This is a genomic window from Glycomyces tenuis DSM 44171 (assembly GCF_000427885.1).
Lineage (GTDB): Bacteria > Actinomycetota > Actinomycetes > Mycobacteriales > Micromonosporaceae > Glycomyces > Glycomyces tenuis.
Genome location: NZ_ATYW01000002.1, coordinates 25,998 through 45,291, shown reverse-complemented (window position 1 = coordinate 45,291; position 19,294 = coordinate 25,998). Strand labels below are relative to the sequence as shown.

Here is a 19,294-nt window from a genome sequence, read left to right as displayed (position 1 = left end):
CCCTATGCGCGTGGTAGATCTGGCGGTTGCCAGCCCCAAAGGCGGGCAAGGCCCTTCTCTGACACCTTCGCGAACGCGGTTGGTGTCATGAGCCGCAACGTCAGCGACAGGAGACGTCGGTGCAGCGCGCTGCCCATGAGGGCGTCATGCCCGTTCTTGTGCGCGGCCTTCGCAACCCACTGCGTGCGGGACCGCCGCTCGCGGTCGTATCGCGCCAGAGCGGCACGCGGGTCGCCAATCTCGGCGAGCGCCGCAGCGAGCACGACGGCGTCCTCGATCGCCATGCCTGCGCCCTGCCCCAGGTCCGGGCTCATCGGGTGCGCCGCATCGCCCAGCAGCGCGATGCGACCGTTGACGAGACTCGGCAGCGGGGCGTGGTCGAGGTCGGTGATGTCGTGGTGCAGCACCCGATCGGCCGCTGTGGCGTCCAGGAGGTTCTGGATCAGCACGTGCCAGCCGGCGACCCGCTCGCGGACGGCTTCACGTTCGTCCGCGTAGCGGATGCCGGGGGCTTCAGCGCGGGCGCCGAGCGCCCAGTAGACCCGCCCCCGGGACAGCGGCATCGTTAGGAAGTATCGGTCCGTGCCCATGGTCATGCAGCCCTCGTGCGCGGCCAGGTCGAGGTCGGCGATGCCGCGCCAGACAGTGTAGTTCCAGAACGCGGGCTCGGGCGTACCCGGCCACAGCAGTCGGCGGGCGGTGCTGTGGATGCCGTCGGCGGCGGCGACGAGGTCCGCGGTGAGCGTCTCGTCGCCGATGTGCACTCGGGCGTGCTCGGCGGTATGGTCGAATCCTGTCACCTTGGCGCCGGTTTGGATCGATGCCGTGGGCACGGCATCGCGGAGCACCCCGTGCAGGTCGGCGCGGTGGAAGCCCAGCAGCGAATGCGGCGCGCCGGACGGGGCGCGCATCAAGTAGCGGCCCGAGGGAGCCCGGAGGTTGGTCGTGGCGAAGAACGGCGTGCCAGCCGCGCGCGCCTGCGCCCCGACGCCGAGCGCGTCCAGCGCACGCAAGGCGTTGGGCGCCTGAGACATTCCGGCCCCGATCTCTCCCACCTCGATTGAACGCTCCAGGACGGTCACGTCCCAACCGATGCGGCGCAGCCCAATCGCTGCCGCCAGTCCGCCGATACCCGCCCCGACGACGATCGCCGTACCGGTCATGGTCTGCCTCTCTTGCGTTCTGGTGGCGGGGCCTGTTCGAAGACCTCGGCCATCCAGTCGAATACGTCCCGTGCTTCACGCACCCGGTCGGCGCGGGCGCGCTCGGTTCCCAGTAGCGCCAGCCCGTCGGTGGCGACCTCGCGGAACGACACCAGCGAGGCGATCTGGCGGCGCACCACCGCCTCCCAAGCGCCGTCCTTGAGCCGGTAGTAGCCCGTCCGCTGCCCGGGCCGCGTCCGCCGCTCGACGAAACCGATGGTCATGAGCACGCGTATGTTCGTCGTCAGCGATGCCCGGCTGGCCCCGATCGCCTCGCTGATCTGCCCGGCCGACTGCTCAGCGGGCTCGCAGACCATCAACCAGCCCAGTACCCGCCCCGCGATCGGCGGCACCCCGTCGTTCGCGAGGAACATCGCGACCCGCTCGACCCACTCGAGCAGCGACTCATGCGACGGCCCACCGCCATCGGAAGGCTCACATATCGATACTTCAGTAATTACATTACTTGCCATGTATTTCAGAATAAACTGAAATTTCAGTTGACACAAGCGCCCCCGGTTCAGACCCGCGACCGGCCACAGGTGAACACATGGGCCCGCGAAGGGGCCCATGGCGGCGTGGACTTCAAGGCGATCGAACTGACCGCGAACCATAAAATCGCCTGTGACCGGCTACTGCCGGTCACAGGCGATCACAAACGGTCACATGGACCCCGTGAGGGGCCGGTGGTGTGGACCTTCTGCATTCTTATTCGAACCCATCGCCGCAGGTAGGAGCCATATTGGATCGTCTCGCGGAGCCTCAAGAGCCCTGGAGCCGGGCTTCAGGCCCCTCATGGGAGCCGCCCTCTGACTCCGATCCGGCGCCGGCTGCCGCGCCGTCGGTGCCACCGCGCCTGCTCAATCGCCGCCTCACGCCTGAGCAGCGAGAGGCAGCCGCGTCGGTCCAAGTGACCGAGCGGCGCACGAAGCTGGTCGCGGCCTTGAAACCGACCGCGTCCTCTGGTGGCAGCCCGGCGTCGAGGACGACATGGTCGACCACGTCGCTGATGCCCTGGTACAGACACATCCGTCCCCAGAACTCGGCGAGCACCCCGTCGCGGGACGTGGAGTGGAAGACAACCTCGCAGCCGCCGCGCAGGTCGGTCTTGACCTCGTCGAAGACCGTCTCGGAAGTCCAACGCTGCCGGTACAGGTCGGGGAAGTCGCCGATCGGGTACCGCTCATGGTCGAGCAGGCTGGTGATCAGCGTGACCGTCTCCCCGATCGACTCCTCGCCGGTGACGGTGTCGTTGGCCGTCACCGAGTACTCGATCACTCGGACCTTGACCGAGGGTTTGCCGGGCTCGTTCAGGTGCGCGATCCACGACCCGTCGGGCAAGACCTCCTGGATGTTGAGTTGCAACTGGGCTCCAGCCCGCATGATCACCTCCGCGTCCCTGGCCCGGACGCGGGCGATACACCGGAATCCGGATGCGACCATCTGTTCCGCCGCGATGGCGACCGTCCCGAGCTGCATGCCGAGCCCGACGCGCTGCCCTGGGCCGGGCTCGACAAGACCGGGGAGACCCGCGAGTGGTACTGCCGGTCAGAGGCGGTCGGCGACGATGACGCCGCGGCCGTTGGTGCCGAGGTAGTACCTGCCGAAGACGCGGGGGTCGCCGGCGATGACGCTCGGGCTGCCGTATTGATGGTCGTCGTCGTTGACGCGGATCCAGGTGGCCCCGGCGTCGTCGGAGCGGAAGACTCCCCAAGTGCCGTCGATGGTCGCGATGGTGAAGACCGTCGGAGTGTCCGAGCCGGGTGCGGCCTTGCCGAAACCGATGCCGAAGGCGTCCTGGGCGGCGTCGAGCCGGTTGAAGGTCGCGCCTCTGTCGACTGAGCGCCAGATGCCGCTCGCGGAGCCGCCGCCACAGATCCACAGCTCGCCTTCGTGTCCGGGCACGGCTTTGATGTCGCCGTTGTCGGTCGGCAGCCCGGTCGCGGTTCGTGTGAAGGAAGCGCCGCCGTCGGTGCTGACGTAGACCTCGCCTTGAGCCCATCCGTAGAACGTGGCGGGGTCGACGCGGTCCGACTCGACGTGGGCGCCTTCGGGAATTCCGGTGGACGCGGTCCAGGTGGCCCCGGCATCGGTGCTGTAGCCGACCGGGGCGCCGTCGGGCGCGAACAGGATGCGGTCGCCGGTGGCGCTGATCGCCGCACCCGCGCCGTTGCGGCCGGGACCGGTGCTCCCCTCGGGGGCGGTGCCGGCGGTCCAGTTCTCGCCGCCGTCGGTCGAGATGGCCAGGTAGGTGTCACCCCGCCCGACCCGGAGGATGAGCGCGGGGGCGAGCTCGGCGTAGTCCAGGGTCGTCACCGGGCTCATCTGGGGGGCCGGGTACATCGCCGCGGGTATCGCGTCGATGCGCTCGTGCCGGAAACCGCCGAGATCGCCGAGGCCGGAGAACAGCGGTGCGCCTTCCGGCGGGCTCATCAGCTCCACGACGGCGGTCTCTTCGAGGCCTCGGATCATCGGGCGGATGGTGATCTGGTCGTCTGAGTCCCAGGCGGTCAAGTCGGTGCTGCCGTAAATGGTGGCGCCGGTGCCGTACATCATGCGGTCGGAGTCGAACGGGTCGATGGCCATCGACTCCATCCACCAGCCGAGTTTGGGCCGGGTCTCCGGCGGTTCGGGATCGAGGCCCCAGTCGAGCCAGGGCACCTCGGTGATGTCCATGGTGTACCGGAACGAGCGGTTCAAGCCATCGCCCCAGTCCCAGGCGCGGGTCCACGTGGCACCACCGTCGGTGGTGCGGAAGATGTTGCAGTCCGGCCACCACTGAACCTGCGTCGTGACCATCAGCGTGCCGGGGTTCTGGCGGTCGATGGTGAGGCCGCTGTAGCCCCAGGCGTTCTCCTCGCTGGAGGAGGGCACCGGGCTGACGTTCGTCCACTCCCCGCTCGCGGACTCGAACCGCCACACGTCTCCAGCGGCGCCGTCGTTCGGTCCGGCGCCGTCGGTGGTGGCCATGTACAGGTAGCCGCCTACGTGGTCGAACACCGCCCGGTGCGGCAGGAACCCGGTCGGCTGGCCGGGCAGGCGCTCCCAGGTCGCCCCGGCGTCGGTGGAGCGGTAGACGCTGTTCTCCTTGTCTCCCACACCGACGTAGATGTCCCGGCTCGTTTCTCCGCGGCGGCCGGAACTCTGGTCGAAGACCACCCACAGCAGACCGATCCGCTGCGCGCCCGGGCTGTTCGGATCGGCGTCGGGCTCGGGCACGTAGTCGCCGGGATTGGGGAAGGAGTCCACCTCTGCCCAGCTGGCGCCGTAGTCGGCGCTGCGCCACAGGCCGTTGCCGCTGGGAGCGGCCAGGTAGAGGATGCGGTTGCGATTCGGGTCGACGGCCAGGCGCTCGCCGATGCCGCGGCCGGGCATGTTGCCGCCGAGCTTGAACGGCAGCTCCGCGGTCTCCCAGGTGCGGCCGAAGTCTTGGGATCGCAGGATCGCGCCGTTGCGGGGGTCCCAGAAGTTCGTGTAGGTGCCGACCGCCGCGTACACGCGGCTGGTCTCCACCGGGTCGGCCGCCAGGGCCGCGACGCCGGTGTGGCCCCACTGGTCGGGGCCGACGAAGTCGAGCATCGGCTCCCACCGGGCGCGCCACTGGCTCCACCGGTAGGCGCCGCCGATGTCGGTGCGCGCGTACACGATGTCACGCTGGCCCTCATTGAAGACGATGCCGGGCACGAAGCCGCCGCCGCCGATCTCGACGTTCCTGAACCAGTACGTCTCCGGCGGGGCCGCTTGCGCGGGCCCGGGCCCCACCCCGATGGCGCCGCCCATGATCGCGGCGGTCGCCGAGGTGAGCACCGTGCGCCGCCGTAGCCTCGCGGCGGCCTCGAATCGCTTGCTGTCCTCAGTCATGAACACTCCCTGGTGTCGGTCGGGTGAGTGGAGCGGCCCACTCCCACAACACGATTAATTTCAATGTGAAATTTAGTGTTGATTGTATGGTGCCCACGAAGCACGGTCAAGACATAGATCTACATTTATGGATGGTGCGGTCGTTCGCCGGAACACTCGGGCGATGTGGCGCGGCTGGGTATCGTGGGCCCGTGACAACGACGAGCGGCTCGAACCGCGCACGGGAATGGCCTGCGCTGTCCGAGGTCGCGCGCCAGATCCTGCTGGAGGTGCTGATCCACGGCGCCATGCCGCGATCCGAGATCGCCGCCCGCCTGCGCCTGTCCCGACCCACCGTCACCCGCGCGACCAAGGTGCTCGTGCTGCAAGGGCTGCTGGCGGAAGGCGGCGCGCAGCTGCGGACCCCCTTGGGACGACCGTCGGAACCGCTGCGAGTGCCCGGCGGAACCCACCGCTTCCTGGGAGTGAAACTCACCGCGGACCGACTGCACACCGCCGTGGTCGACCTGACCGCGACGACACTGGAGACGACCGAGGAACCGCTCCGATCCACCGAGCCCCGAGCGGTCGTCGCGCAGATCGCCAGAGCGGCGGCCCGGCACGCCGGACTCACGGCGGTCGGCGTGACGCTCGGAGCGCACATCCACAACGGACTCGTGGTGCATGACGCGTACCTGGGCTGGGTCGACGTGCCGCTCAAGGCGATGACCGCCGAGGCGACCGGCCTGTCCACCGCCGTCGACAACGACGTGCAGGCCCTCACCGCGACCGAGCACTGGTTCGGCGCGGGAGCCGGCCTGAACTCGATGGCGGTGATCACCATCGGCGCGGGCATCGGCAGCGGCCTGATCGTCGACGGCGGACTCGTGGAGGGCGCGCACGGTCTGACCCCGCGCTTTCACCATGTCCTGGTGGACTCGAACGGCCCGCGGTGCGACTGCGGTCGCCGGGGCTGCGTGTCGAGCTACCTGACCGAGCACATGCTGCTGCGCCGCCTCGACGGGCCGCCCACCTTCGCCCAGGCACTCGAAGCGGCCCGTGCCGGCGATCCGGACGCCAGGCGCGTCTTCAACGACGCGGGGTACGCGCTCGGCGTGCTCATCGGCACCGTCGCGAACGCGATCGACCCGCAGAAGGTGCTCCTGACCGGCGAGGGACTGCCGTTGCACGAGGTCGCATCGCGCCGCGTGGACCAGGGCATCGAGGACACCTACGAGGGCGACGCCGGCCTCCTGGATCTCGACCTGCAGCCGTTCGACTTCAGGGAATGGGCCCGTTCCAGCGCCGCCCTCGCGATCAAGGCCACGCTGCGCGCCACGATCTGAGCGGGGCGGGGCCTCCTCGTCGCGGGCGAGTCTGGACCGGATCGGGATGGGGCGGCGCGGCCCGGCGCCGCGCCGCCCCGATCTCAGTGAGGTCCCAGCTCAGACGCGGTTCCATTGCTGGTTGGCCTGGCCGTTGCAGTCCCAGATGACCACCGGCGTCCCGTTGGCGGTGCCCCGGCCTGAGACGTCGAGGCACTTGTTCGCGCCCACGGCGGTGATGGAGCCGTCGCCGTTGACGCGCCATTGCTGGTTGGTGCCGCCGTTGCAGTCCCAGATGATCACCGGGCTGCCGTTGGCGGTGGCCCCGCCGGAGACGTCGAGGCACTTGTCGCCGTAGACGCGGAGTTCCCCGGTGCCCGTGGCGGTCCAGCTCTGGTTGGCCTGGCCGTTGCAGTCCCAGATGACGACTTCGGTGCCGCTGGCCTGGGACGCGCCGGTCACGTCGAGGCACCGACCGGACTCCTCGCCGCGGTAGGCGGACGCCCCGGGTTCGACGAGGCCGCCGCCTTCGACGATGTACATCGCGGCGCCGTGGGCCGGCACCCACGCGCTGATCGTGCCGGACGAGGAGCCGGTCGTGTGGGCCCACAGGTCCCGCACCGTATAGGACTCGGCTTCGCCGAGGCCGAGGGCGCCGACCGTGGTGGACACGTTCGCGCCGCTGTTGCCGCGGTTGAGAAGCACCGTGGCGACCGAGCCGTCGGACATGGGCTTGCGCCAGACCTCCAGGTTGCCGTTGTCGCTGATCTTGTGGCCCTGGATGCCGCCCCAGTCCTGGTTGACGGCGATGACCTCGCTGTTGGTCAGGATGTCGACGGTGGTCTGCGACATGGACCGGAGGTCGTTGCCGGCCAGCAGCGGTGCGTTGAGCAGCGACCAGAGGCTGAAGTGGGCGCGCGACTCGGTGTCGGACAGTCCCGGGTTGCCGACTTCGAGCATGTCCGGATCGTTCCAGGCGCCCGGCCCGGAGTAGGACTCCTTGCCGACCTGCGCGTCGAGGATGCTCATCACCGAGCTCCAGTCGTCGGTGATGTCGCCGGTGGTGCGCCAGGAGTTGCCCACCTCGGCCCCCCAGCTCACCACGTTCTCCTGGCCCCAGTTGCACAGGCTGTACAGGATCGGGCGGCCGGTGGCCGCGAGCGCGTCGCGCATCGCGGTGTACCGCTCCTGCGCGCTGCGGCCCTGGTGGTCGCCGCAGTTGTCGTATTTCAGGTAGTCGATCCCCCAGGACGCCCAGAGGTCGGCGTCGCGCTGCTCGTAGCCGAGGCTGGCGGGATATCCGGCGCAGGTGGTGGTTCCGGCCGAAGAGTAGATGCCGAGTTTGAGGCCCTTGTCGTGGACGTAGTCGGCGAGGGCCTTCATGCCGCTGGGGAACTTGTCGGGATCGGCGACGAGATTGCCGTCGGCGTCGCGTTCCCGCTCCATCCAGCAGTCGTCGATGTTGACGTACTCGTAGCCGGCCTCGGCCATGCCGCTGGAGACGAGCAGGTCCGCGGTCTGGCGGACGAGTTCTTCGTTGACGGAGCAGCCGAAGGTGTTCCAGTTGTTCCAGCCCATCTGCGGCGTCAGGGCCAGGCCGTTGTCGAGCGCCTGTGCCGGGGACGCGCTGACGAGCAGGACGGGAACGGTGACCGCTGTGACCAGCCCTGACAGCAGCAGGGCGAGCATTCTGCGCATAACACACACTCCTAAATTCGAGTCGGGTGCCGGTCCGGTACGGCGGCGCGGTCGATCAGCGGTGCCACCGTCTCGGGTGGCCGACGGATCGGGGCCGCGCCGCCTGTCGATGAATCGGCGGGTATCGCTCGTGCTAGCCGATCTGCCACTGCTGGGCGGCGTTGCCGCTGCACGTCCATTGCCGGACCTCGGCCCCCGGTTCAGTGCCCCAGCCGTAGTTGTCGAGGCACAGGCCGCTGTGGCGGTTCACCAGGGTGGAGTACCCGTCTGCGGCCGGGACCACTTCCCACTGCTGGACCGGCTGGCCGCTGCACGTCCATTGCCGGACCTCGGCCCCCGGTTCGGTGGCCCATTCGTAGTCGTCCAGGCACAAGCCGCTGTGGCCGTTGCGGATGGTGTAGTACCCGTCGCCGACCGGGTCCAGGTACCAGTCCTGGACCGTCTGGCCGTTGCAGGTCCATTGCCGGACCTCGGCCCCCGGTTCGGTGGCCCATTCGTAGTCGTCCAGGCACAAGCCGCTGTGGCGGTTGCGGATCTGCGCCGGATCGCCGCCGCCGGAGCCGTCGCCGCCGACGCTCACCGAGTAGGCGTCGGTGGTGAGCGTGCCGCTGCCGGTGAAGACCTCGGTGCCCGCTTGCACGCTGGTGAGGTACTTGTTCGCGGGCACCCAGCCGCGCGCGACGAGGTCGTCGAGGAAGCTGCTGATGTTCAGGTCGACCGAGGTGCGGTTGCTGGTGGCGACGAACGAGAACACGTTCCAGCCGATGTTGCCCCGGTGGAGGTTCCAGGTGATGCCGTCGATGGTCACGGTGGCGGCCACTTCGCCGATCGGGCCCGCCCCGCCGGAGCGGTAGGGCCAGATCATGATCTCGTCGGTGGGATTGTGCTCCCAGGTCGGGTTGGGGATCGTGTGCAGCCACATGTCGTAGGCGACGTTCATCGTGCCCGGATTGTCGGTGACCCGGAAGTCCCAACTGGACCTGACGGTCTCGGGGCCGGAGAGTTGGACGGGCAGGCCGCTGTTCGAGTTCCGCCAGCCCCAGTGCCAGCCGAGCACCGAACTGGCGAAGGACTTAACGCTGTACTGCCCGCCGCTCCAGGACCAGTCGGTGGTCCAGCCGATGGTGTCGCCGCTGGTGTAGGTGTCGGTGATGCACTGCCAGCCGGTGCCGGCCTCCTGGCCCCACAGGTTGTTGTTGATCCAGTACTTGCCCTGGTCGATCGAATCGAACGCGTCACAGGTCGTCTCCGCCTGTGCCGGACCGGCGCTGACCAGCATCGCGGCCGTCGCAGCGAGGGTCGCCGTGGCGAGTGCGACGAGGCGCCGCCATCGTGATCGAGTATTCATGAGGGACTTCTCCTTTTATCTGATTCCGATGGTTCTCGTTGGAACTTCCATCCACATTGGCCGTTGAATTGAAGTCCGTCAATGTCAAGGATTGAATGAGGGCCGCCGAAGCCTCCCTGGGCGCGTTCACATGCGGCGGATCGATGCAGAGGAGGCGGCGGGGCGCGTCATCGGCGGCCTATCGGAGCGGCATCCGGATGGGTCGCGATGGCCGAGAAGGGTTCCCTTCCCGGCCATCGCGCGATTCGGTCGGCTTGATCGCCGACGGTGGCCGGTCTCCGGCGTCAGCCGAGATCGGGCACTTCGTCGCGGGTGATGACGTAGTCGCTGCTGTAGACGTGGCGCAGGTGCGACACCGAGTTGCTGTTCGTGAGGTGGTTCCCGTGCCAGGTGCAGAACAGCACCCAGCCGGTGCCGGTGGATCGCAACTGGTCGGGGTCGGGGATCGGGCCGTTCTCGTGCAGCGCGATCGGCATGTCGTTGCCGACGATGGCGCGCGTCTCGTTGAACATCCCGGTCAGCGGACCGTAGTTGCCGTCGCCGGCGTAGGTGTCCGCGCCCGAGAAGTCGACGTAGGCGTCACCCGGGTAGAACGAAGGGTCCGGGTCGCCGTTGAACGGGTGCAGCCAGACCAGGTTGTCCAGTCCCTTGGTGTTGGTGTAGTAGTCGTACATGTACCGCCACAGGCGGTTGTACTGGGAGCCGCCTTCCTTGCTCCACCAGAACCAGGTGCCGCCGGCCTCGTGGAAGGGCCGCCAGATCGCCGCGACTCCGGCGTTCTCGAGCTGCTGCAGTTCGGTGGCGGCGCCGTCGAGCCGCTCGTGGAACGAGGCGTTCTCCGCCGTTCCGGGTGTCAGGACCCGGTCGATGGAGACGGTCTGCCGGCTGCCGTCGTAGCCGTCGGGGAAGGTGGGCGCGCCCATGTGGTACCCGATCATGGGGATGCCGCCGGCGTTCCACCAGTCGATGGCCCGCTGGGAGAAGTCCGGCGAGTCGCCGCGATCGAGCCCGCGGATCGCAGGGTACTCGCCGGTGTTGTTGTAGATGTAGTTCATCTCGTAGTCGGGGCCGCCGATCCAGGTGGATTCCTGCTGCCCGGAGATGATGTGGTTGCCGTACTGGCTGTCGATGAAGCACAGCAGGTTGCGGGCCTGCTGGTTGGCGTCGGGGTTGTTCGGTTCCACATCGCACTCCTGGTTGCCGCCGCCGTCGCCGCCGGTCGACCACCGCTGGTTGGCCTGCCCGTTGCAGTCCCACAGCCCGACCTCGGTGCCATTGGCGGTACCGGCGCCAATGACGTCGACGCACAGCCCCGACTGGACGCCGGTGATGCTGCCGTCGCCGTTGAGTCTGAACTGCTGGTTGGCGCCGCCGTTGCAATTCCAGATCACCAGCCGGGTGCCGGCGGCGGTCTGGTTGTCGAACGCGTCGAGGCAGCGAGTGCCGCCCAGAGTGCGCAGTTCACCGGCACCGGTGAACTCCCACTGCTGGTTGGCGCCGCCATTGCAGTCCCAGATGACCACGGCGGTGCCGGGGGCGTCGCTGGCGCCCGTGACGTCCAGGCAGCGGCCGGAGGCCGTGCCGACCAGCGGTGCCGGTGCCGCTGAGGCGGTGCCGAGACCGAACCACAGGCTCGCGGCGACGGCGGACGCCGCTACGAGGCAGGTCAAGAGCAGGCGGCGCCATCGCCGCCTGCGAGCTCGAACGCCGACGGTGGACATTGATGATCGCATGATGATCTCCAGAAGGGATGGACTGCCGGCGGCGAGAGGGACTCGGTCGGTTCGGGCTTCGCCGCCGATGAATTGAGGTGGACTTCAATTGTCACGTTGCAAATCGAGTAATGTCAATATAAATGAAGCATAAGATCATGATCGTCTGCATAACCGCAGTTCAACGTGATGCCAGAAGGACCAGATTGGCCGCTACTGTCTCAATTTGCGGGATGTAACGCCGACGAGCCGCCCAACTGATTGATTTCGATGCAACGTTCCAAGAACTTTCCGAAACACGTCAACCACCATGCGGCGGCGCGGCCGCGGAGTCGCGTACCGAAAGCGAAGGCTGGAAGCAGATCTCCCGATGCCGATGGTGCGTGTCCGCCTCGGACAGCAGCATGTCCGCCGCTACCCGCCCGAGCTCGTATTTCGGATTGTTGACGGTCGTCAGCTCGGGGCTGAGGTGGGCGGCGAACTCCAGATCGTCGAAGCCGACCAGCGAGAGGTCCTCCGGCACGCGGACCCGCCGACGTTTGAGCCCGCGCATGGCTCCGAGCGCCGCGAGGTCGTTGAAGCAGATGACCGCCGTGGGCCGATGCGGGCTCGCCAGTATCCGACCGACCGCCTCATCGGCGCCCTCCACGAGGTGCGGCGGCACGATGTCGAACTCGACCAGTGCGCGCTCGGGGTCGAGGCCGGCCGAGTCGACCGCCTGGCGGATGCCGTTCCGGCGGTCCAGGACCGTCCGCACGTCGACCGTCGGCCACAGCAAGGCGATGCGGGTGTGGCCGAGGGACAGGAGATGCTCGGCGGCCAACTTCCCGCCGTGCAGGTTGTCCGTCGCGACCGCGCACAGGTCCAACGCGCCGCGAGATTGGTCGAGCAGAACGACCGGAGTCCCGCGGCGACCGATGCGGTCGAACCGGTCGAAGTTCTCGTCCACGGGCGTGATGATGATGCCGCGCACGCCCTGCTCCTCCAGTGCGGTCAGCGCTTGGTCCTCCTTCTCGCGCCTTCCGTCGGTGCTGCAGAACAGCGCCATGCAGGCGACGTCGGCGAGCCGGTCCTCGATCCCGCGGTTCACCTCCGCGTAGAACGGATTGCCGGTGTCGAGCGTGACCACGCCCACCATCCGGCTGGGGACGCCTCGAAGCTGCCGGGCGGCCCCGCTGCGGACGAAACCGACCTCCGCCATCGCCCGCTCCACCCGCCGCCGGGTCTCGGGCGCGACCCGCTGCGGATTGTTCACCACGTTCCCGACCGTGGATGTCGACACGCCTGCGGCTCGGGCGACTTCGCGCATGCCGCGGCGACGGCGAGGAGGTTCGGCATCGGTCACACCGGAACGATACCGACTCCGCTCAACACGCCCCGGAGCACCGCGCAGAACCCCCGTTCGGCACCGGAACGACCGGGGCCTCCGGGGTTCCATGCCCGAGCCGCCTTCCCTCCCGACAGTTCCCGTCATGGACGATCAGGGCCGCCGCGAGCCGTTCATCTCGGACAGGTCGAACGCCGGTTCGGGGCGGTGCACGCCGGCGGGGCGGTAGCCGAGGGACTCCGAGACGCCCGCGAGGTCGGCGAGGTACCAGAGCGTCGCGGCCCACATCTCGGTGCCCTGCAGGCCTGGGCGGTGTTCTGCGGTCAGCGGCCCTCCGAGCGGGGCGAGGCGGAACGCGAATCCCTCGTGCGGCTGCCAGCGTGCGATGGTCTCGGTCGCCATCCGCTGCGCCAGCGCGGTGACCTCTGCCTTCCGGTGCGAGGTCTGCTTCGCGGCGATCCACAGTGGGTGGGCGATGTCCAGGGCGTTGCACGCCGTGGTCCGCCCCGGACCGAAGTGGCGCTCGTCGCGCGCGTGTTCGAGCACCGCGTCGATGACCCGCTCAGGGTAGGGGACGGGGAGTCCGTACTGCGCGAAGCTGCCGCGGATGGCGCGGTAGTAGCCGTTGACGACCTGCAGCATCCCGTCGGAGAGCCGGGGCGCGCACCACATGCCGGTGTCGCGGCGCGCGTTCGTGAGCAGCCATCCGAACATCGTGTTCGCCTGGTCGCGGGCGATCTCGGGGTCACCTGTGCGGAGGTTCCACAGCAGCGCGGTGCCCATCGTGTCGACGCCCGCGCCCGCCGCCCACCCCATGTCCTTCCAGGGCTGACCCTCCAGGACCGCGACGATCTCGCCCAGGCTGAGCCGCTCGACCGCCCTGATCGGGTGTTCGAGGCTGCTGCCCAGCAGGTCGAGGGCGTAGCCGAGGCTCAGGACGTGGTAGTGCGCGGACCCGTCGTCGTAGCCGGTCGGCGGACCCGCGTGCCGGCCGTCGACGAGCAGCGGGGTGAGCCCGGTGGCCGGGTCCTGGTTCTCGCGCAGCCGCGCGATGTGCTGCTCGCGCGTGAGCTGCTCGGGCGCCTCGGCGGTGAGCAGCATCGACAGCTCCACCGCGTCGGCGTGTGCGCGCAGCGTGGCGTGCGAGCCGGGGGCGTCGACGTAGCGGCCCGGGCTCGTGCCGTCGGCGGCGAGCGCATCGGGTTCCCAGCTGCGGGCGATGATCGCGCCGACCTGCTCCCGGGCGGTCTCTCCGAAGTCGCGCAGCGCCGACGCCAGTTCATGCCGCGCCGCCTTGCGCGGCGCCCGCCGGTCCCGTATGAGGCGCGCGGGGTTGCCGGCGACGATCGCCCAGTCGGGCACGTCGGAGGTCACGACCGAGCCCGCGCCGATGACGGCGTGGGATCCGATGTTCACCCCGTCCACGATGACGACGTTCGACCCGATCCAGACGTCCTCGCCGATGCGGATCCCGATCTCGGTGCCCGGCTGGAGATAGATCCGCCGGTCGGGCGCGGTCGAGTGGTTGAAGCCGAGGATCGAGGTGTGGGCGCCGATCCGCACCCCGTCGCCGCAGGTCACGGTGCCGCGGACGACGGTGAACGCGTTGACCGTGCAGTCGTCGCCCATATTGACGGTGCCGGTGATGTAGGCGTGCGCCGCGACGTAGGAGCCGCTCCCGATGGAGAACTCGGTCGGCTCGACCATCGCCAGTTCGGAGATGAAGGTGGTCTCCCCGATGGCGCCCTTGGCGCGAGCGAGTATGTCCTCTTGGCGCCGCAACTGCGCCTGCTTCTGCTCCGGCGTGGAGTGCTGCCAGAACAGCCAGCCGTTGTAGTCCAGGGCGAGGGGGTCGCGGGCGGTGTCATCGGTCGGCTCGGACATCGGGTTGAGACCTCTCGTTCAGGCGGAGCGTGCAAGGGTCCGGGGGTCGATGGGGAAATGCAGCGGGGCGCCGTCGGTGACCCGGCGGACTTCGTCGAGGACCCCGGCGCCCATTCGGTGGAGCTCGACGCCGACCGATCCGGCCAGGTGCGGGGTGATGACGACGTTGTCCATCCCGGCGAGGGCGCGCGCGCCCTCGCCGGGATGGACCAGGTCCAGGATCGCCGAGATGCGGCCGGTCGCGGTGACGCGCAGGAGGGCGTCCTGGTCGACCAGCTCGGCGCGCGCGGTGTTGATGAGCGTGGCGCCGGGGCGCATGGCGTCCAGCTCGGCCGCGCCGATCAATCCCCGGGTCTCGGGGAGTGAGGGCGCGTGAACGCTGACCACGTCGCTTTCGCGGACGAGTGCATCGAGGGACACCAGCCGCGCTCCGAGCGCGGCGGCCCCGGACTCGTCGAGCGTCGGGTCGGCGACCATGAGCCGCAGGTCGTAGGCCGAGAGCATCCGGAGCACCAGGGCGCCGATCTGGGAGGCGCCGACGACGCCCACGGTCTTGCCAAAGTTGCCGGCGTGGGCGAGCTCGGTGCGGATGTCGGGGTCGGGTTCGCCGCGTCGGGCGCGCCCGGCCATGGCGAAGACCCCCTTGTTCGCGAGCACGATCATCGCGACCGTGTACTCGGCCACCGGGATGGCATTCGCCGCGGCCTGCGAGGAGACGCGGATGCCGCGCTCCCAGACCGCGTCGGTGACGAAGGGCTTGACCGAACCGGCGCTGTGGATGACATAGCGGAGTGCGGGAAGGCGCTCGAGCAGCGCCTCGTCGAGCACCGGGCACCCCCATCCGGCGATGAGGAGTTCGATGCGATCGGCCTGCGGGAGCCGGTCGACGTCCTCTCGGCCCCGCAGCACTGCCGAAGCGAGGTCGAGCCGGCGGGCGAGCTCGTCGAGCTGTTCGGGGCTGAAGATCCGGGTCTGCAGGGACTCCGGGGCCATCGCGAACGCGGCGCGCATCCTTGATCGGGGTTCGGTCGCCACTTGCCGCCTCCGGTGATGAGATCGAATTTGCAGGTTCTGTCCGATCCATTGAGCGACTGCTCGATCGGTGGCACCGCCTAGCCTTTGACGGCGCCGGTGATGACGGCCTTGGTGAAGTGCTTCTGGATGAACGGGTACATGATCACGATCGGGATGATCGTGCACACCACCGCGGCCATCTTCAGCGAGGCGGCGGGGGCGTTCTCCATGCCCGAGGCGATCGCGGCGGCGGCGGCGGCGTCCTGGCCGGTCGGGCCGCCGCCGGAGGTCAGGAGCCATTGCTGGATGAGCACCTGGATCGGTTTCGTCTCCAGACCGGGGGTGTAGAGCACGGCCAGGAAGTAGGTGTTCCAGTATCCGACGGCGTAGAACAGGCCGATGACGGCCAGGATCGCCTTGGACATCGGCAGGACCACTTTGAACATGGTCCGGAACTCCCCGGCGCCGTCGATCCTGGCCGCGTCGATGAGCTCGCCTGGGATGGCCGTCATGAAGAAGGTGCGCAGGACGATGAGGTTCCAGGCGCTGAAGCACACCGGCAGGATCAGCGCCCACATCTCGTTGAGCAGTCCCAGGTCCTGGACCACGAGGTAGGCGGGGTACATGCCGGGGGCGAACAGCATCGTGATGAGGATGAGCGTGAGGAACTTGCGGTGCCACACCGAGCCGGGACGCGAGAGTCCATAGGCCGCGCCGACCGTCAGGGCCAGGCTGATCGCGGTGCCCACGGCGGTCAGCAGCAGCGAGAACAGCAGCGATCTGGTGACCGCGCCGCCCGAGAGGATCTCGCGGTAGGCCTGAAAGCTCACCTCGGTCGGCAGGAACACCATGTCCCCGCCGCCCTCCAGGAGCGCCTCCTCGGTCGCGACACTCGTGGCGAGCACCGCCCACAGCGGGATGAGGATCGCCGCGGCGTAGAGAAGCAGGAACAGGCCCTTGGCGGCTTTGCCGACTGACGACGGCTCCTCGTCCCACACGGGGCGGTTGCTCCGGCGGCGCCGGCGGGCGGGGGTGCGTTCGGCGATGGTGGCGCTCATGACTTCTGGTAGATCCCTTGCTCTCCGAAGCGGTGGGCGATGTGGTTGGCGGCGAGGATGAGCAGCAGCCCGATGATCCCCTTGAACAGGCCGGCGGCGGTGCCGAGCGATTCGCCGTTCGAGGCCAGGATGGTCCGGTAGTACACGAAGGTGTCCAGCACTTCGGAGGTGCCCCAGCCGACCATCTCCCGCTGGAGTTGGTACTGCTCGAAGCCGACTGAGAGGATGCCGCCGAGCTGGAGGATGAGCAGGAGCACGATCACCGGGCGGATGCCCGGGAGGGTGATGTGCCACAGGCGCCTCCAGCGGTTGGCGCCGTCGACGGCCGCGGCCTCGTACAGGGCCGGGTTGATCGACGCGAGCGCGGCGAGGAAGATGATCATGCCCCAGCCGGCGTCCTTCCAGGTCCACTGCATCCACGCCAGGAACATGAAGGTGTCGGGGTCTCTCATGATGTCGAGCCGCTCGCCGCCCATGCCCAGCAGCCAGCGGCTGAACAGGCCGTCTTGGCCGAGCACCTGGTTGAACACCGTGACGACCAAGACCCAGGAGAAGAAGTAGGGCAGGTAGACGATCGACTGGAAGACGCTGCGCAGCTTGGTCGAGACGATGCTCTGCATGAGCAGCGCGAGCCCGATCGAGATGGGGAAGACGAAGATCAGTTGCGCGAACGCGAACTGGAGGGTGTTGAACAGCGCGTCGACGAAGTACGGGTCTTCGAACAGGATCTGGAAGTGCGTGAACCCGATGATCGGGTTCTCCCACAGCGGCCGGTACGGGCTGTAGTCCATGAACGCGATGACGCTGTACGCCGAAGGGGTGTAGAAGAAGACCGCCAGCTGCACCATCGCGGGCACAGTGAGCACGACCAGCGGCCAGTCCCGCCGCAGCCGATGTCGCAACGGCTTCCGTCTGGATCCGGGGGGCCTGGTCTTCGGTGGTGCCTCGGCGGCGCGCTCCGCCGGTCCTGCTGTCACTGCCATGCTGTTCTCGTCGTCTCCGATGGGTCTGCTCGCCGAACCGTCCTCAAAGGTGTGGCCGGGTGCGGGACCGCGGTCCAGCACCCGGTTCCCGTCACTCGCCGTGAAGCTGCTTGTAGGCCTTCTCGTAGAACTCCCGGGCCTCGTCACCCCCGTCGGCCTTCCACGTCTCGATCGCCGAGTCCAGCTCGCTGAGCTCCGCGCGGCCGTAGATGATGTCGTTGACCTTCTCGTCGAAGACCGTTCCGGCGTTGGTGCCCGCCTCGGGGCTGGTCAGACGCAGCCCTTGGAAGGGGTTCGAGTCCAGGTACGGCAGGATCTGCTCGTCGAACTCGAAGCGCGCCTGCATGATGTCGGGGGGCCCCTCCAGGAGGTACTGGGTGCGGCCGCCCATGGCCGTGTAGGTCAGGGAGTCCTGGAAGGACGTGACGCCGGCCTCGGTGAACGCGGGCCTGCCGTCGGCGTCGTATTCGAACTGCTCGCCCTCGAAACCGAAGAAGACCGTCTCGAACTCCTTGGTGCCGTACGGGGCGGCGACGTAGTTCGACACGTCGAGCAGTTCGGCGATCGCGTCCTCGCCGAGATCCTTGCGGAAGAACAGCCAGGCGCCGACGCCCGAAGCGGCGTGGTACATCGGTTCGCGGTCCTCGTAGGTGAGCGCGCCGACCGGGTGGAGTTCGAAGTCGGGGTCCTCGCCGCTCGCCCGGACCATTTCGGTGATCTGCCACCAGCGGTTCCAGCCGTCCTGGTCGAACAGGATCTCGCCGGTCCGCTGCAGGGTCTTGCCGTCGAAGTCGGGCGTGCCGACGTTCGGGTGGCGGAGCTGCTCGTCGGTCAGGGTCCGCTGGAAGGTGACCCACTCCTTGAACTCGGGGCGCTCGTTATTGTTGACCAGGCCCGAGCCGTCCCACAGCCAGCCGGACTGTTCGAGCCGGAACCATGCTCGGGACATGTAGTCGGTCCCGCCGATGGCCCACCTGCCGGCCTGGTGGTCCGACCAGGTGCGGGCGATCTCGAGCAGCTCCTCGACGGTGGTCGGGGGCTCCAGGTTCGCCTCTCGCATGAGGTCGGCGCGATAGAAGAATCCGTTGCCGGGGCCGCCGCTGAGCTCCCAGGGGACGCCGTAGATCCCGGCGGTCTCCTGAGGGTTCTCGGGGTCGGTCGACCAGACCGAGTCGGCCCAGGCGGCGTCGCCGCGCCCGGCCAGCAGGGGCCAGCGCTCGGAGATGTCGCCGGAGACGAGGCCGGAGATGTCGGCGAAGCGGTTGACGACGGTCTCGTTGAAGTTGGCCTGCGAGTTGGCCATCCAGCCGAACATGAAGATCGCGTCGCCGAACTCCTGCGCCTGGATCCACTGCCCCGAGGCTTGGTTGAAGGCCTCGCCGTCGCTTTGGACGAACTCGATCTTCGTGCCGCCCGTGGCCTCTTGCATGGCGAGGAAGTACGGGTCGTCCTTCTCGGGAGTCGGACCCCAGTTGGGGACGTAGACCTGGTAGGAGCCGGAGTTGCTCGGCGTGTTCGTGATCGCCTGCGCAGGCGGGTTGGGGTACTGGAGGTAGCCGCTGGGGTGGTTCGGCGGTTCGCCGACCAGGTCCGGTTCGATCGGCAGGGGCCATTCCTTGTACTCGGGCAGGATGTCGAGCGTCTGGTCGACCTCCTGCACGTTCCCGTCGCCGCCGCTGACCTCGCCGCAGGCGGACATGAGGGGCAGACCGGCGGCGCCTGCGGTGCCGAGACCGGCCGCCTTGAACAGGGAGCGGCGCCTGACCGGCGACCGGCCTGAGGGAGTAGCCATGTTGTCGTCCTCGTCGTTGAGAAGGGGTACGGGTTGCCCAGGCCGGCCAGGCCAAGATCGATGTAAATGGATGGCACGCCTGGTGCGCAGTACGGTACACACGCCGCGATA

The 19,294-nt window shown here is 68.6% G+C and carries 14 protein-coding genes; 1 reads left to right on the top strand and 13 read right to left on the bottom strand.

Annotated features, from left to right (window positions below; genetic code table 11):
• Window positions 1–2: 2 nt before the first annotated feature.
• The 4 genes from YWW_RS0102705 to YWW_RS27945 all read right to left on the bottom strand — a co-directional run bounded on the left by YWW_RS0102705 (window position 3) and on the right by YWW_RS27945 (window position 5,063).
• The gene (locus tag YWW_RS0102705) at window positions 3–1,163 is read right to left on the bottom strand and encodes an FAD-dependent monooxygenase (protein WP_026928886.1); all 1,161 of its coding nucleotides are present in this window, start codon (window positions 1,161–1,163) and stop codon (window positions 3–5) included.
• Window positions 1,160–1,816 carry a GbsR/MarR family transcriptional regulator gene (locus tag YWW_RS37180; protein ID WP_245595339.1) on the bottom strand — a complete coding sequence of 219 codons (657 nt, stop codon included), beginning with the start codon at window positions 1,814–1,816 and terminating at the stop codon, window positions 1,160–1,162. The genes YWW_RS0102705 and YWW_RS37180 overlap by 4 nt, the downstream gene beginning before the upstream one ends.
• A gap of 148 nt (window positions 1,817–1,964) precedes the next feature.
• Window positions 1,965–2,645, bottom strand: coding sequence for a transposase (locus YWW_RS27950; protein ID WP_342673562.1), 681 nt, complete (start codon window positions 2,643–2,645; stop codon window positions 1,965–1,967).
• A gap of 105 nt (window positions 2,646–2,750) precedes the next feature.
• The gene (locus YWW_RS27945; protein ID WP_211228405.1) at window positions 2,751–5,063 is read right to left on the bottom strand and encodes a sialidase family protein; all 2,313 of its coding nucleotides are present in this window, start codon (window positions 5,061–5,063) and stop codon (window positions 2,751–2,753) included.
• Window positions 5,064–5,254: 191 nt separating this feature from the next.
• Between YWW_RS27945 and YWW_RS0102685 the strand changes: the two genes are divergently transcribed.
• On the top strand, window positions 5,255–6,388 hold the full coding sequence (locus YWW_RS0102685) for an ROK family transcriptional regulator (protein WP_211228404.1): 1,134 nt from the start codon (window positions 5,255–5,257) through the stop codon (window positions 6,386–6,388).
• Window positions 6,389–6,487: 99 nt separating this feature from the next.
• On the opposite strand, the gene YWW_RS0102680 is transcribed toward YWW_RS0102685, so the two are convergent.
• The 9 genes from YWW_RS0102680 to YWW_RS0102640 all read right to left on the bottom strand — a co-directional run bounded on the left by YWW_RS0102680 (window position 6,488) and on the right by YWW_RS0102640 (window position 19,183).
• Entirely contained in the window at window positions 6,488–8,065 is a 1,578-nt protein-coding gene (locus YWW_RS0102680) for a lectin (RefSeq protein ID WP_026928883.1), read from the bottom strand.
• Between the two features lie 133 nt (window positions 8,066–8,198).
• On the bottom strand, window positions 8,199–9,413 hold the full coding sequence (locus YWW_RS35670; RefSeq protein ID WP_051325303.1) for an RICIN domain-containing protein: 1,215 nt from the start codon (window positions 9,411–9,413) through the stop codon (window positions 8,199–8,201).
• Window positions 9,414–9,697: 284 nt separating this feature from the next.
• Window positions 9,698–11,146, bottom strand: coding sequence for a glycosyl hydrolase (locus tag YWW_RS0102670; RefSeq protein WP_211228403.1), 1,449 nt, complete (start codon window positions 11,144–11,146; stop codon window positions 9,698–9,700).
• Window positions 11,147–11,426: 280 nt separating this feature from the next.
• Window positions 11,427–12,434 (bottom strand): LacI family DNA-binding transcriptional regulator, encoded by a 1,008-nt coding sequence (locus YWW_RS0102665; protein WP_035704002.1) that lies wholly within the window; start codon window positions 12,432–12,434, stop codon window positions 11,427–11,429.
• A gap of 171 nt (window positions 12,435–12,605) precedes the next feature.
• Window positions 12,606–14,336: an acyltransferase gene (locus tag YWW_RS27935; protein WP_051325302.1), complete on the bottom strand. Its 1,731-nt coding sequence runs from the start codon at window positions 14,334–14,336 to the stop codon at window positions 12,606–12,608.
• Window positions 14,337–14,354: 18 nt separating this feature from the next.
• The gene (locus tag YWW_RS0102655; protein WP_155829855.1) at window positions 14,355–15,371 is read right to left on the bottom strand and encodes a hydroxyacid dehydrogenase; all 1,017 of its coding nucleotides are present in this window, start codon (window positions 15,369–15,371) and stop codon (window positions 14,355–14,357) included.
• A gap of 77 nt (window positions 15,372–15,448) precedes the next feature.
• A complete protein-coding gene (locus YWW_RS0102650) occupies window positions 15,449–16,408 on the bottom strand; it encodes a carbohydrate ABC transporter permease (RefSeq protein ID WP_035704000.1) in 960 nt (319 codons plus the stop codon).
• Window positions 16,405–17,391: an ABC transporter permease gene (locus YWW_RS0102645; protein ID WP_026928878.1), complete on the bottom strand. Its 987-nt coding sequence runs from the start codon at window positions 17,389–17,391 to the stop codon at window positions 16,405–16,407. Before YWW_RS0102645 ends, YWW_RS0102650 begins: the two co-directional genes overlap by 4 nt.
• A 91-nt stretch (window positions 17,392–17,482) precedes the next feature.
• Window positions 17,483–19,183, bottom strand: a complete 1,701-nt coding sequence (locus YWW_RS0102640) for an extracellular solute-binding protein (protein WP_026928877.1) — start codon at window positions 19,181–19,183, stop codon at window positions 17,483–17,485.
• Window positions 19,184–19,294 lie beyond the last annotated feature (111 nt).